Source organism: Flavisolibacter ginsenosidimutans, from assembly GCF_007970805.1.
GTDB classification, from domain to species: domain Bacteria; phylum Bacteroidota; class Bacteroidia; order Chitinophagales; family Chitinophagaceae; genus Flavisolibacter; species Flavisolibacter ginsenosidimutans.
In genome coordinates, this window is the sequence record NZ_CP042433.1 from 4631893 (window position 1) to 4644414 (window position 12522).

General features: G+C 47.0%; 14 protein-coding genes. 13 read left to right on the plus strand and 1 reads right to left on the minus strand.

What is annotated here, in order from left to right; genetic code table 11:
* Positions 1–21: 21 nt before the first annotated feature.
* Positions 22–1506 carry an MFS transporter gene (locus FSB75_RS19715; RefSeq protein ID WP_146790982.1) on the plus strand — a complete coding sequence of 495 codons (1485 nt, stop codon included), beginning with the start codon at positions 22–24 and terminating at the stop codon, positions 1504–1506.
* Positions 1507–1573: 67 nt separating this feature from the next.
* Here the strand turns inward: FSB75_RS19715 and FSB75_RS19720 are convergent, their stop codons facing one another.
* Positions 1574–1921 carry a hypothetical protein gene (locus FSB75_RS19720; RefSeq protein ID WP_146790984.1) on the minus strand — a complete coding sequence of 116 codons (348 nt, stop codon included), beginning with the start codon at positions 1919–1921 and terminating at the stop codon, positions 1574–1576.
* A 127-nt stretch (positions 1922–2048) separates the two neighbouring features.
* Between FSB75_RS19720 and FSB75_RS19725 the strand changes: the two genes are divergently transcribed.
* From FSB75_RS19725 to FSB75_RS19780, 12 genes are all read left to right on the plus strand, one after another.
* On the plus strand, positions 2049–2291 hold the full coding sequence (locus tag FSB75_RS19725) for a hypothetical protein (protein ID WP_146790985.1): 243 nt from the start codon (positions 2049–2051) through the stop codon (positions 2289–2291).
* 151 nt (positions 2292–2442) lie between these two features.
* A complete protein-coding gene (locus FSB75_RS19730) occupies positions 2443–3210 on the plus strand; it encodes an SDR family oxidoreductase (RefSeq protein ID WP_146790987.1) in 768 nt (255 codons plus the stop codon).
* Between the two features lie 135 nt (positions 3211–3345).
* Positions 3346–4176: a 5-dehydro-4-deoxy-D-glucuronate isomerase gene (kduI, locus tag FSB75_RS19735; protein WP_146790989.1), complete on the plus strand. Its 831-nt coding sequence runs from the start codon at positions 3346–3348 to the stop codon at positions 4174–4176.
* 154 nt (positions 4177–4330) lie between these two features.
* Complete coding sequence (locus FSB75_RS19740; protein WP_146790991.1) at positions 4331–4921, plus strand: glycine zipper domain-containing protein; 591 nt, start codon at positions 4331–4333, stop codon at positions 4919–4921.
* A gap of 189 nt (positions 4922–5110) precedes the next feature.
* Positions 5111–6598, plus strand: coding sequence for a Fe-S cluster assembly protein SufB (gene sufB / locus FSB75_RS19745; protein ID WP_146790993.1), 1488 nt, complete (start codon positions 5111–5113; stop codon positions 6596–6598).
* A 96-nt stretch (positions 6599–6694) separates the two neighbouring features.
* Positions 6695–7453: a Fe-S cluster assembly ATPase SufC gene (gene sufC, locus FSB75_RS19750; RefSeq protein WP_146790995.1), complete on the plus strand. Its 759-nt coding sequence runs from the start codon at positions 6695–6697 to the stop codon at positions 7451–7453.
* Positions 7454–7481: 28 nt separating this feature from the next.
* Complete coding sequence (gene sufD / locus FSB75_RS19755; RefSeq protein WP_146790997.1) at positions 7482–8816, plus strand: Fe-S cluster assembly protein SufD; 1335 nt, start codon at positions 7482–7484, stop codon at positions 8814–8816.
* A 147-nt stretch (positions 8817–8963) separates the two neighbouring features.
* The gene (locus FSB75_RS19760) at positions 8964–10208 is read left to right on the plus strand and encodes a cysteine desulfurase (RefSeq protein WP_146790999.1); all 1245 of its coding nucleotides are present in this window, start codon (positions 8964–8966) and stop codon (positions 10206–10208) included.
* A 3-nt stretch (positions 10209–10211) separates the two neighbouring features.
* Positions 10212–10655, plus strand: a complete 444-nt coding sequence (locus FSB75_RS19765) for a SufE family protein (RefSeq protein WP_146791001.1) — start codon at positions 10212–10214, stop codon at positions 10653–10655.
* A 31-nt stretch (positions 10656–10686) separates the two neighbouring features.
* Positions 10687–10998, plus strand: a complete 312-nt coding sequence (locus FSB75_RS19770; RefSeq protein WP_146791003.1) for an iron-sulfur cluster assembly protein — start codon at positions 10687–10689, stop codon at positions 10996–10998.
* 114 nt (positions 10999–11112) lie between these two features.
* Positions 11113–11619 (plus strand): RrF2 family transcriptional regulator, encoded by a 507-nt coding sequence (locus FSB75_RS19775; protein WP_146791005.1) that lies wholly within the window; start codon positions 11113–11115, stop codon positions 11617–11619.
* 113 nt (positions 11620–11732) lie between these two features.
* Positions 11733–12521, plus strand: a complete 789-nt coding sequence (locus FSB75_RS19780; protein ID WP_146791007.1) for an MlaE family ABC transporter permease — start codon at positions 11733–11735, stop codon at positions 12519–12521.
* Position 12522: the final 1 nt, after the last annotated feature.

Here is a 12522-nt window from a genome sequence, read left to right on the forward strand (position 1 = left end):
TGCTTCTATAAATTTTTTTGAATGGCCACAAGCACGCAGTCAAAATTAGTTCCCCCGGTTTCCCGCGATACGAAAGGCATCATCACGAAGTATCGTTGGCAGATTTGTGCTTTATTGTTTTTTTCTACCACCATCAATTATCTCGACAGGCAAGTGCTTTCACTAACGTGGAAAGATCATCTTGTTCCGGAGTTTCACTGGACGGATGCTCACTACGGCGACATCTCGGGTTGGTTTTCTCTTTTTTACGCTGCGTCCATGTTGTTTGCCGGCCGGTTTGTGGACAGGTTGGATACGAAAAAAGGATTTTTGTGGGCCATTGGCATCTGGTCAGTAGGTGCATGCATTCACGCACTTTGCGGCATTGCCACATCAGGAATTCTTACCGGTCATTGGCTGGTAAGTTTTGAAGGAGCAAAGGAATCTATTGCAACCTTCGACAAGGCAGCATTGGTAACCTCAACAAGTGTTGGCTTGTTCATCTTTGCCCGTTTTGTGCTGGCTTTGGGAGAATCGGGCAATTTTCCGGCGGCCATTAAAGCAACCGCTGAATACTTTCCCAAAAAGGACAGGGCACTTGCCACCAGTATTTTTAATGCCGGTGCAACCGTGGGCGCATTGCTGGCGCCCGTAACTATTCCTTTTATAGCCGAAGCCTGGGGCTGGGAAATGGCCTTTGTTATCATTGGTGCGTTCGGCTTTTTGTGGATGGGCTTTTGGGCCATGATGTACAAAAAACCCGAGGTGCATCCGCGGGTAAACAAGGCCGAACTGGAGTACATTCAACAGGACATTGTAACGCACAACCAGGTTTCAGAACCGGTTGTGGCCTTACCCAAAAAAATGTCTTTTGCCGACTGCTTCAAATACAAACAAACCTGGGCTTTTGCCTTTGGAAAGTTTATGACCGATGGCGTTTGGTGGTTTTATCTGTTCTGGACGCCGGCCTACCTGAAAGACATTTATAAAATGGATTCCACGCAGAGTGCCATTCCTATTTTTATTCTTTATGCCATCACACTTCTTTCCATTATCGGCGGATGGCTTCCCTCTTATTTTGTTGACAAGAAGCACATGAATCCTTACGAGGGAAGAATGAAGGCCATGTTAATCTTTGCCTTCTTTCCCTTGCTGGCTTTGTTAGCGCAGCCGCTTGGACAAACCAGTTTTTGGTTTCCTGTGATTATTATTGGCATTGCAGGTGCGGCGCACCAGGCATGGTCGGCAAATATTTTTTCAACGGTGGGAGACATGTTTCCCAAATCTGCTATTGCAACGGTTACCGGCATTGGCGGCATGGCCGGCGGAGTGGGTTCGTTCTTTATCAACAAAGGCTCCGGCACCTTGTTCACCTATGCCGGCAAAACGCAAATGCAGTTCATGGGTTTTCAGGGAAAAGAAGCGGGATACTTCATTATCTTTTCCATTTGTGCCGTAGCGTATTTGATCGGTTGGATTGTGATGAAGACGCTCGTGCCAAAATACAAGCCTATTGCCGAGGCTTGATTAAGTTGAATCAACAATAAAAAGCCCCGAACAAAATATTCGGGGCTTTTTATTGTTCCGGCACCAATTAATCTTTCTTCTTCAACTGGTCTTTCGTAATCCATTCACGGCCGCCTTTTTTGTTAATCCAATAATACTTGTCGCCGTCGTCCACGTAAACTTTCCTGCCGTTGGGAGCCAGGTAGCCGTCCACTTCTTTATCGGTTACTTTGGCTTTGCCCTCAGTGGCCAATTCGGCGGTTTTGTTTCCCACGGCCTTTGCTCCTTTCTTGGTGCCGTGCCAGGCTTTCTTTGCGCCTTTTTTAACGCCGTGGCCTACCTTTTCGGGCACAGTGGGCTTCGTGTCTTGCGCGAGAGAGGGAAGGCTGATACTTAGAAACGCCAATACAATGGCGGTTGCAAAAAATCTTTTCATAGCGATTTACTTTTTGAAACTATGGGCATACGAAAACAATGCCACGGAGTGGGTGCGAAGCAGCCTGAAGCAGTTTGTGTTCTGTTAAGAAATGGCATAAGTTTTTACCCAATAATTAAAAACAATCATGGCAAATAACTCAAGTTTCAATCAAAATCGTCCGGCCCACAACGCACATCCGGCGCAAACGGGCAATGCCTCCAATCCATCGCCGCAGGCGGCTGAAACCGTTAACGTGGACGAACAACTTCTTCCAAAGCAAGCAGAAAAATACTTACGCGAAGCGGGCAACATTGAAGACGAACCCGATGCACAGGACGAGGAAGATATGGACGAAGAAATTAGTCGCCAGCACGACGATGACGAGTGAGAGATCGTTATTTTTTCAACAATCATTTTTTTTGCTTGCGCACCTGCAAACGTTTGCACAGATAAATCTGTTGCTTTCGGAATGACCTTGGTTTTCCCGGCGTAGTTTTACCGCTCTTCGTTCACGCATCAAACCAAATCATCAAGCAAACATGAGCATCTTAAAACAGTTTGAACTCTCGGGCAAAACAGCACTGGTTACCGGCGCTGATACCGGTCTTGGCCAAGGCATGGCCATTGCGCTTGCCGAAGCCGGCGCCGACATTGTTGGCGCTTCCATTAACCCGGATGTAAAAGGCGGCGATACCGAAAAAGCCATCACCGCGTTGGGCCGCAAGTACACGTCTTATGTTGTGGACATCTCTAACCGCGATGGTCTCTATAAATTCATCAACGAAGTAAAGGCTGCGCACACAATTGATATTCTCATTAACAATGCCGGTATGATTCTTCGTAAACCCGTGGCCGAACATCCCGATGACTGGTGGGACAAAGTGATTGCCGTAAACGAAACTGCGCAGTTTATTCTGACCAGGGAATTCGGCAAAGACATGATTGAACGCGGTTCGGGTAAAATTGTTTTTACCTGTTCACTCCTGAGTTTTCAAGGCGGTATAAACGTACCGGGCTACACGGCTTCTAAATCGGCGGTTGCTGGTTTGGTAAAAGCTTTTGCCAATGAATGGGCTTCAAAAGGCGTCAACATCAACGGCATTGCGCCGGGCTATATCGCTACCAACAACACGCAAGCTTTGCGCGAAGATCCCGAACGCAGCCAGGCTATTTTGAGCCGCATTCCCGCAGCCCGTTGGGGCGAACCAAAAGATTTTAAAGGGCCCGTTGTGTTCCTGTGTTCCGAAGCCAGTTCTTATATGAACGGCCACGTAATGGTGGTTGACGGCGGCTGGATGGCAAGATGATTAGGTTTGTGGTTGGTGATTTACAGTTGGCGATTGCTTTACATACAGTCTTTCTTTACAAAGTTCAGCAGCCGATTGTAAACCATCTTCGCAGAACACCACAAACTATAAACTACAAACCTCAAACGATTTTTCATGGAAGTACGTTTTCAAAACAGTCCGAAAGAAACCGCCGCGATGAATACCGAAGAATTGCGGCAAAATTTTTTGGTGCAACAGTTAATGGCGGATGATCAAATCAAACTGGTTTACTCGCATTACGATCGCGTCATCGTTGGCGGCGCAAAACCCGTTGGCAGCACTCTTACGCTTGAAACACATCCCGAACTGCGTGCCGATTATTTTTTAGAGAGGAGAGAGCTTGGCATCATCAACGTTGGCGGTGAAGGGACGGTAGAAGTTGACGGCGAAAGCTTTTCATTAAAAAAACTTGATTGCGTTTACGCGGGCAAAGGCGTGAAGAAAGTTTCGTTTAAAAGCAGCGATGCATCAAAGCCTGCGCTGTTTTACTTGCTTTCTTCTCCGGCACATCAAAACTATCCAACAAGAAAGTTGACAAAAGAAGAGGCGCAGCCCGGAGCCTTGGGTGATCAATCAACAGCGAATAAAAGAACCATTTACAAATACATTCACGCCGAGGGCATTCAGAGTGCGCAACTGGTAATGGGTTTAACCGTGCTTGACGAAGGCAGCGTTTGGAACACCATGCCTTCGCACACGCACACGCGCCGCATGGAAGCCTATTTTTATTTTGACGTGAAAGAAGAACACCGTGTCTTTCATTTTATGGGACAACCGCAGGAAACCCGGCATTTGCTGATGGCAAATCACGAAGCAGTAATTTCACCGCCCTGGTCTATTCACTCCGGTTGTGGCACGGCGGCTTACGGTTTCATTTGGGGCATGGCGGGTGAGAATTACACCTACACTGATATGGACCCGGCACCGCTGAAAGACCTGCGATAAGAAAGATTCGCATCGCAAATGCACTTTAGATATTTCAATAAAAACACGGCTTCAACCGTGTTTTTTACTTTAACAAGATTTCGCACAATTGCTCTTTCTTTTCAAAACTTGTGGCCGCATTTTTGTCTTTAACGGTAAAACAATACCAAAGGACATGAAAAAATTTTTACCCTTTTTAAGCCTCGCATTTCTTGTAATTGCTTGTAACAGCAAGCCGGCGGAGACTGATGTGAAAACACTGCAATCGGCACAACCTACTGTGGACACAGCAGGGCTTGCACAGTTTCAACAATGGAAGGCGCAAAACGAATTAAATAGCGCTGCACAACCGCAGCAGCCCCAACCGCAATTGGCCGAAGCGGCCCCCGTGAAAACAGTTGTTAAAGAAGTTAGGGTAGTAGAAAAACCCGCACCGGTCCATAAACAAGCAAGCAAACGGCCGGCGGCAACACCACAAAAAACAACGCCAAACGAGAATGCAAACAGTACCGGCAACGGAACGGCAGAAAGCACGGCTTCAAACGATGCTAAAGCACCCGCTGCGGGACAGGAAACCCAGAAAAAGGAAGGTTGGAGCAAGGCCGCAAAAGGTGCCACCATTGGCGGTGTTGGCGGTGCTGTTTTGGGCGGTGTCATTAACAAGCGTAACCGCGCTGCGGGTGCTGTTATCGGTGGCATTCTGGGTGCCGGTGTGGGTTACGGTATTGGGCACAGCAAAGACAAAAAAGACGGTCGCAATCAATAAGATAACAAAGCAGAATAGAACAGGAGAGCTTGAAAAAATCAAGCTCTTTTTTTGCGTTTGCTAAGAGACGTAAGGTATCCCCTGAGCCTGTTTTTTTGCTGTATCGTTCGTTTCACATGTATTTGTCAAAAACAAGATTTTAAAAAATCTGTTTATACTTTTTAGTACAAACAGGCTTAATTTTGTCGCATGAATCCAGATTTATTGAAGCCGGAAGTCGTTAAAGTTGAGGTGGACGAAGACCGTTTGGCAATAGAACAGGCGGTATCGAGCGAATACAAGTATGGTTTTGTTACCGATATTGAAGCCGATGAAGCACCAAAAGGCTTGGATGAAAGCACCATTCGTTTTATCTCCGCCAAGAAGAATGAGCCTGAATGGATGCTGGAATGGCGATTAAAAGCTTACAATCAATGGCTGAAGATGGATGAACCGCACTGGGCCAATCTTCACTATCCAAAAATTAATTACCAGGATATCATTTACTACTCTGCGCCCAAGCAAAAAGTGAAGGCCAACAGCCTTGACGAGATTGATCCAGAACTGCGCAAGACGTTTGAAAAACTGGGTATCTCTCTTGAAGAACAAAAGCGTTTGAGCGGTGTGGCTGTGGACGCAGTGATTGATTCGGTTTCCATTGCCACAACCTTTAAAGAACAACTCTCGGAATTGGGCATCATCTTCTGCTCCATGAGTGAAGCAATACAAGAGCATCCTGACTTGGTCCGGAAATATTTAAGCTCAGTTGTTCCTGTAACGGATAATTATTACGCTGCGCTGAATGCTGCCGTATTCAGCGACGGTTCCTTTGTTTACATTCCAAAAGGCGTTCGTTGCCCAATGGAACTGTCAACGTATTTCCGCATCAATGCCGAAAACACCGGCCAGTTTGAACGCACGTTGATTGTGGCCGACGAAGGTGCTTACGTCAGCTATCTCGAAGGCTGCACCGCACCCATGCGCGACGAAAATCAGTTGCATGCTGCGGTGGTGGAACTGATTGCACTTGACCATGCCGAGATTAAATATTCAACCGTGCAAAACTGGTATCCCGGCGACAAAGAAGGCAACGGCGGCATCTACAATTTTGTAACGAAACGCGGCATCTGCAAAGGCGTAGCGTCGAAGATATCCTGGACACAGGTGGAAACCGGTTCGGCCATTACCTGGAAGTATCCCAGTGTGATTTTAAAGGGCGATAACTCTATTGGCGAGTTTTATTCAGTAGCCGTTACCAACAACTATCAACAAGCCGATACCGGCACCAAGATGCAGCACATTGGTAAGAATACCCGCAGCCGCATCGTCTCGAAAGGCATTTCCGCCGGCTTTAGCAACAACAGTTATCGCGGACTGGTGCACGTTGGTAAAACCGCATCCGGTGCCCGCAATTTTTCGCAATGCGATTCCTTGTTGCTCGGCGACAAATGCGGTGCGCATACCTTTCCTTACATCGAAGTAAAAAACAGCAGCGCCATTGTGGAGCACGAAGCAACGACATCGAAGATTGGCGAAGACCAGATTTTTTATTGCAACCAGCGCGGCATAGATACCGAAACGGCCGTGGCTTTAATCATTAACGGTTTTGCCAAAGAAGTGATGAAGCAATTGCCGATGGAGTTTGCCGTGGAAGCGCAAAAACTTCTCGCCATTAGCCTGGAAGGCAGCGTTGGATAAATTAAGAATTCAGAGTTATGAATTATGAGTTGAACGACAGAACAACTTTTAGTTTTTAACTCATAACCCATAACTCACAACTCATAACTGTATAACATGCTCACAATAAAAAACCTGCACGCCGAAGTTGAAGGAAAGAAAATTTTAAAAGGAATCAATCTCGATATAAAGGCCGGTGAAGTTCACGCCATCATGGGGCCGAACGGTTCCGGCAAAAGCACGCTTGCATCGGTCGTTGCCGGCCGCGAAGATTACGAAGTCACCGATGGCTCGGTAGAGTTCATGGGCAAAAATCTTCTGGAATTATCGCCCGAGGAAAGAGCCGGCGAAGGTGTCTTTTTAAGTTTTCAGTATCCGGTAGAAATTCCGGGTTTAACAACGACCAACTTTGTAAAAACAGCCGTGAACGAAGTGCGCAAATACCGCGGGCAAGAACCGCTGGACGCTGTGCAATTTTTAAAGCTGATGAAAGAAAAGATGGCGCTGATGGAAATGAACCAATCGCTTTTGAGCCGCTCGTTGAACGAAGGCTTTTCTGGCGGTGAAAAAAAGCGCAACGAGATTTTTCAAATGGCAATGCTAGAACCGAAGCTGGCCATCCTGGATGAAACTGATTCGGGTCTTGATATTGACGCTATCCGCATCGTGTCAAACGGCGTAAACAAATTGCGCAACAGCGACAATGCCATATTGTTGGTAACGCACTACCAGCGTTTGCTCGATTACATCGTGCCCGATTTTGTACACGTGCTTTACAATGGCCGCATCGTGAAGTCGGGCACAAAAGAACTGGCACTCGAACTGGAAGAACGCGGTTACGATTTCATTAAAAACGAAGTAGCGCAAGAGGCGTAATAAACCTTTTACGGTTTAACAAAGAGTCATGAGCACAATTGAAACAATCAAAGAAAAATTTCAGCAATTGCAATCCAGTAATGGGCACAGTCCGTTAACCTCGCTGGAGCAATCGGCTTTTCATACGTTCGATACCTTGGGTTTGCCCACGGTAAAAAACGAAGAGTGGAAATACACCCGCATCAGCGGCGTGTTCAACAAAGAGTATGCGTTCAATCCCGAAAGCAACCGGTCTGCTTTTGCCGCTGGTGAATTGGCTGAGATTCGTTTGCCGGGCCACGAAGCAGCGAACGAACTGGTGTTCGTTAACGGCGTTTACAACGCTTCGCTTTCGACCGTTCGTTCCGCTTCGCTAAACCTTCTTTCATTGGAAGAAGCGGCAAAGAATGAATACAGGGAAATCGTTCAGCAACACCTTGGTCACAGCAGCAAATACATCAAAGACGGCATTCACGCATTGAACACGGCTTTCCTGCAAGAAGGCGTGTTTGTTTTTGTGAAAAAAGGAAAAGTTGTCGAGCACCCGGTTTACATCTACAACGTCGCCGATGCCCGAACGACCAATGTTCTTTCGCAGCCAAGGAGCCTTATTTACATCGGCGAGAACGCACAACTGCAGATTGCTGAAACCTACGTTACGCTTGGTGTTTGCGAAAGCTTTACCAACCAGGTAACCGAAGTGGTGATTGAGAAAGACGCAATAGTTGAATACTATAAAATTCAAAACGACGCGGCGCACAGCAGCCAGGTGAACACGACGCACATTCGCCAGGTTGGAAAAAGTTTGGTGAACACGGTAACGATTTCGCTGAACGGTGGCATCGTTCGCAACAACTTGAATATTGCGATGGAAGCAGAATATGCCGAATCGCATTTTTACGGCCTGTATTTTTTGAAAGGTACTTCGCACGTGGATAATCACACGGTGGTTGACAACGTGAAGCCGAATTGTTTAAGTAACGAATTGTACAAAGGCATTGTTGACGACAAAGGCACAGCCGTTTTTAACGGAAAAATTTTTGTGCAGAAAGACGCACAAAAAACCAACGCCTTTCAGTCGAACAAAAATATTTTGCTTTCCGAAAACGCAACGGTAAATACGAAACCGCAGTTGGAGATTTATGCCGACGACGTAAAGTGTTCGCACGGTTGCACGGTTGGTCAACTGGATGAGGAAAGCTTGTTCTACATGCGTTCAAGAGGCATCAGTGAAAAAGCCGCTAAGTCACTACTGGTTCATGCCTTTGCGCTGGACGTGTTGGAGCACATTAAACTGGAGCCGATTCGCGAATACGTTGACCACATTATCACCGAGCGTTTACAGGTAAAAACAACAAACGAAGTTTCGGTTTCGGAAGAATAACTGCGCAACGCTGAATAGAATTACCGAACGCACAAAGTGCGGCCCTTCGGCAAGCTCAGGGTAAACTCCATAGAAGCTGAATGGATACATGATTGCGGGGTTCAAAAAGGTAATTCAAACATTTCTGGACTTGCCAAATTAAAAGCCATGACGGGAATACTCGAAATAGAAAAAGGATTGGACATTCAGGCGATTCGCAAGCATTTTCCCGTGTTGGAAAGAGAAGTGAAGGGCAGGCCGTTGGTTTATTTTGACAACGCGGCCACTGCGCAAAAGCCGCAGGTGGTGATTGATGCCCTCATCAATTATTACAGCGATTACAACGCCAACATTCACCGCGGCATTCACACACTAGCAGAAGAAGCGACAGCCGCTTTTGAAGGCACTCGTGACGCGATAAAAGAATTCATCAACGCCGAAAGCCGCGAACAAATCATCTTCACCAGCGGCACCACCGAAGGCATCAACCTTGTAGCACAAACCTGGGGACGGCAAAATATCAAAGCCGGTGATGAAATCATCATCTCCAACATGGAGCATCACTCCAATATTGTTCCATGGTATTTGCTGGCGCAGGAAAAAGGCGCGGTCATCAAAGTCATTCCCATCAACGATGCCGGCGAGTTGGAGATGGATGCGTTTGAAAAGTTGTTGAGCGAGAAAACAAAATTTGTTTCCATCGTTCACGTATCAAACGCTCTTGGCACCATCAACCCGGTAAAAGAAATTATTGCGAAAGCACACGAAGCCGGTGCAAAAGTTTTGGTGGACGGTGCGCAATCAACCGTGCATCTCGATATTGACGTGCAAGACCTCAACACGGATTTCTTTGTTTTTTCTTCGCATAAATTATACGGCCCTACGGGCATTGGCGCTTTATACGGACGAAAGGAATTGCTGGAAGAAATCCCACCCTATCAAGGCGGCGGCGAAATGATTAAAGACGTTTCGTTCACCAACATTACCTGGAACGATTTGCCTTACAAGTTTGAAGCGGGCACGCCAAATATCGCCGACGCGATTGCTTTCAAAACGGCAATGGATTTTACAAAAGCCATCGGCAGGGAAAAGATTCGGCAACACGAAAACGAGTTGCTGGCTTATGCAACCGAACAATTGATGCAAATTCCCGGCTTGCGCATCATTGGCACGGCGAAGAAAAAAATCAGCGTGCTTTCGTTTGTGATTGACAACGTTCATCCGCAGGACATCGGCATCTTGCTCGACAACAAAGGCATTGCCGTTCGCACGGGTCATCACTGCGCACAACCGCTGATGGAAAGGCTTTGCATTCGCGGTACCACTCGTGCTTCCTTTGCCATGTACAACACAAAGGAAGAAGTGGACGCGATGATGGAGGCCTTGCGCAAAGCCATTAAACTTTTATCGTAGCGAATGAGCGAACACAAAAGCATAGAAGAAATCGAGAAAGAAATTGTCGAAGAGTTTTCGCTCTTTGACGGTTGGGATGACAAGTACGAATACATCATTGACCTTGGAAAAAAGCTGCCGCTACTTGAAACGGAACACAAAAAAGACGAGAACAAAGTAAAAGGTTGTCAATCCACCGTGTGGCTGGCAGCGGAGTTTAAGGACGGCAAAGTTTTTTACAAAGCCGATAGCGATGCGGTGATTGTAAAAGGATTGATCAGCATGTTAATCCGGGTTTTGTCGGGACAAGAACCAGATGATATCGTGAACACAAAGCTTGATTTTATTCGAGAGATTGGCATGATGAGTCACTTGGCGCAAACCCGTTCAAACGGTTTGCTGGCAATGGTGAAGCAGATGAAGAACTATGCGTTGGCGTACAAGTTGAAGGAAGGGGCCAGCAAGTAATCAATTATTAATTACTCATTATTAATCGTTCATGGATACAGACGTTTTACGGGACAAAGTGATTGAGGTGTTGCAAACGATTTACGACCCGGAAATTCCGGTGAGTATTTACGAATTGGGGTTGATTTACCGCGTGGACATTCTGCCCATCGGCAACGTGCAAATCACCATGACGCTCACCGCACCGAGTTGCCCCGCGGCACAATCGTTGCCGGTTGAAGTAGATCAAAAAGTAAAAGAGATTGACGGCGTGTACGACGTACACGTGGTGGTAACGTGGGACCCACCTTGGGACAAAAGCATGATGTCGGAAACGGCGCAACTGGAACTGGGATGGCTGTGATGAATGTGAGACGTCAAACGCCAGACGTGAAACCGCAGGGACTTTCAATTCATCGCTCACTTTTGTCTCACGTTTCACTTCTCACGTCTCACAAACTTTTTAAATGAATCTTGCATGAAAATAACGGCACAGGAAGAATACGGCTTGCGATTGTTGATTCGCATTGCGGCTTGCAAAGAGCCCGACGGCATGAGCATTCCGCAGTTGAGCGAAGCCGAGGGCATTACGCCGCACTATGTGGCCAAACTGGCCCGCATTCTGCGCATGGGCGGTTTTATTAATAGCACGCCGGGTTATAAGGGCGGTTACGTATTGGCACAACCCGCAAACAAGATCGTCATCAACCACGTATTGAAATTGCTCGGCGGCCCGCTGTTCGACAAAGCTTTTTGCGGTACTCATGCCGGTGCATTAAAACTGTGCACGCACTCGGTTGATTGCTCTTCGCGTTCGCTTTGGCAGATGATGCAGTTTCTGCTTGATAATTTCCTGGATAAGATTACCCTGCACGATTTAGTGAACACGGAAGAACATTCGGCCGGCTTTTTTTACCAACTCCTGGGCAATGCTTCGTTGTCCGCAAAGGCGGACGCACAGCCAACAACGTTTCAACAAAATTGAACACAGGCTTTCTTTTCTCCGCTCATCCGTCCTTGCTTCTTTGCAGAAGCAAAGCGGTTCGATTAAAGAAAATTGCCTAATTATGCGGTTTTAATTTTAGTGCAATCAGCATCATGGCCGGCAAGCAAAGACGAAACCATTTACTCACCAGGCGCATCGACCGTTTCTTCCTCATCTTTTCCGATGTGGTGCGGTTCATCGGCCGTTTCTTTCGCGAGGTTTTCCGCCGTCCCTTAGAGTGGAACGAATTCATCAAACAAGCTTATGAAATCGGTTACCGGTCATTGCTCCTCATTACGATGACGGGCTTTATTACCGGTGTTGTATTTACCAAACAGTCGCGGCCCTCGCTGGCCGAATTTGGTGCACAGTCATGGTTGCCTTCGCTTGTTGCCATTGCCGTCATTAAATCGTTGGCGCCGCTTGTAACCGCCTTGATTTGCGCAGGTAAAGTGGGTTCGGGTATTGGCGCGGAATTGGGTTCCATGCGGGTTACCGAGCAGATAGATGCGATGGAAGTGTCGGCCGTAAATCCCTTCAAGTTTTTGGTGAACACCCGCATTGGCGCGGCCACGCTGATGTTACCAATGCTTATGCTGTATGCGGCTTTCATTTCAATGATGGGTTCTTATCTTGACATTTCGTTAAACGAACAAACGAGCTTCACCACTTTCGTAGAGCAGGCCTTTTCAAAAATTACCTTTCTTGATTTTGCCTCGTCCATCATTCGTTCGCTGGTGTTTGGTTTTACCATTGGTACCGTAGGTTGTTACAAAGGCTATAACACGTCGGGTGGTACGCAAGGCGTGGGCCGTGCGGCCAATGCGGCGGTGGTGACCTCGATGTTTTTAATTTTTATCGAAGAGATGTTGATTCTGCAAATCATAAATTATTTCCGGTAGG

Coding starts and splice junctions, on each gene's coding strand:
- FSB75_RS19715 (WP_146790982.1), top strand. CDS start 22: ATGGCCACAAGCACGCAGTCAAAATTAGTTCCCCCGGTTTCCCGCGAT.
- FSB75_RS19720 (WP_146790984.1), bottom strand. CDS start 1,921: ATGAAAAGATTTTTTGCAACCGCCATTGTATTGGCGTTTCTAAGTATC.
- FSB75_RS19725 (WP_146790985.1), top strand. CDS start 2,049: ATGGCAAATAACTCAAGTTTCAATCAAAATCGTCCGGCCCACAACGCA.
- FSB75_RS19730 (WP_146790987.1), top strand. CDS start 2,443: ATGAGCATCTTAAAACAGTTTGAACTCTCGGGCAAAACAGCACTGGTT.
- kduI (WP_146790989.1), top strand. CDS start 3,346: ATGGAAGTACGTTTTCAAAACAGTCCGAAAGAAACCGCCGCGATGAAT.
- FSB75_RS19740 (WP_146790991.1), top strand. CDS start 4,331: ATGAAAAAATTTTTACCCTTTTTAAGCCTCGCATTTCTTGTAATTGCT.
- sufB (WP_146790993.1), top strand. CDS start 5,111: ATGAATCCAGATTTATTGAAGCCGGAAGTCGTTAAAGTTGAGGTGGAC.
- sufC (WP_146790995.1), top strand. CDS start 6,695: ATGCTCACAATAAAAAACCTGCACGCCGAAGTTGAAGGAAAGAAAATT.
- sufD (WP_146790997.1), top strand. CDS start 7,482: ATGAGCACAATTGAAACAATCAAAGAAAAATTTCAGCAATTGCAATCC.
- FSB75_RS19760 (WP_146790999.1), top strand. CDS start 8,964: ATGACGGGAATACTCGAAATAGAAAAAGGATTGGACATTCAGGCGATT.
- FSB75_RS19765 (WP_146791001.1), top strand. CDS start 10,212: ATGAGCGAACACAAAAGCATAGAAGAAATCGAGAAAGAAATTGTCGAA.
- FSB75_RS19770 (WP_146791003.1), top strand. CDS start 10,687: ATGGATACAGACGTTTTACGGGACAAAGTGATTGAGGTGTTGCAAACG.
- FSB75_RS19775 (WP_146791005.1), top strand. CDS start 11,113: ATGAAAATAACGGCACAGGAAGAATACGGCTTGCGATTGTTGATTCGC.
- FSB75_RS19780 (WP_146791007.1), top strand. CDS start 11,733: ATGGCCGGCAAGCAAAGACGAAACCATTTACTCACCAGGCGCATCGAC.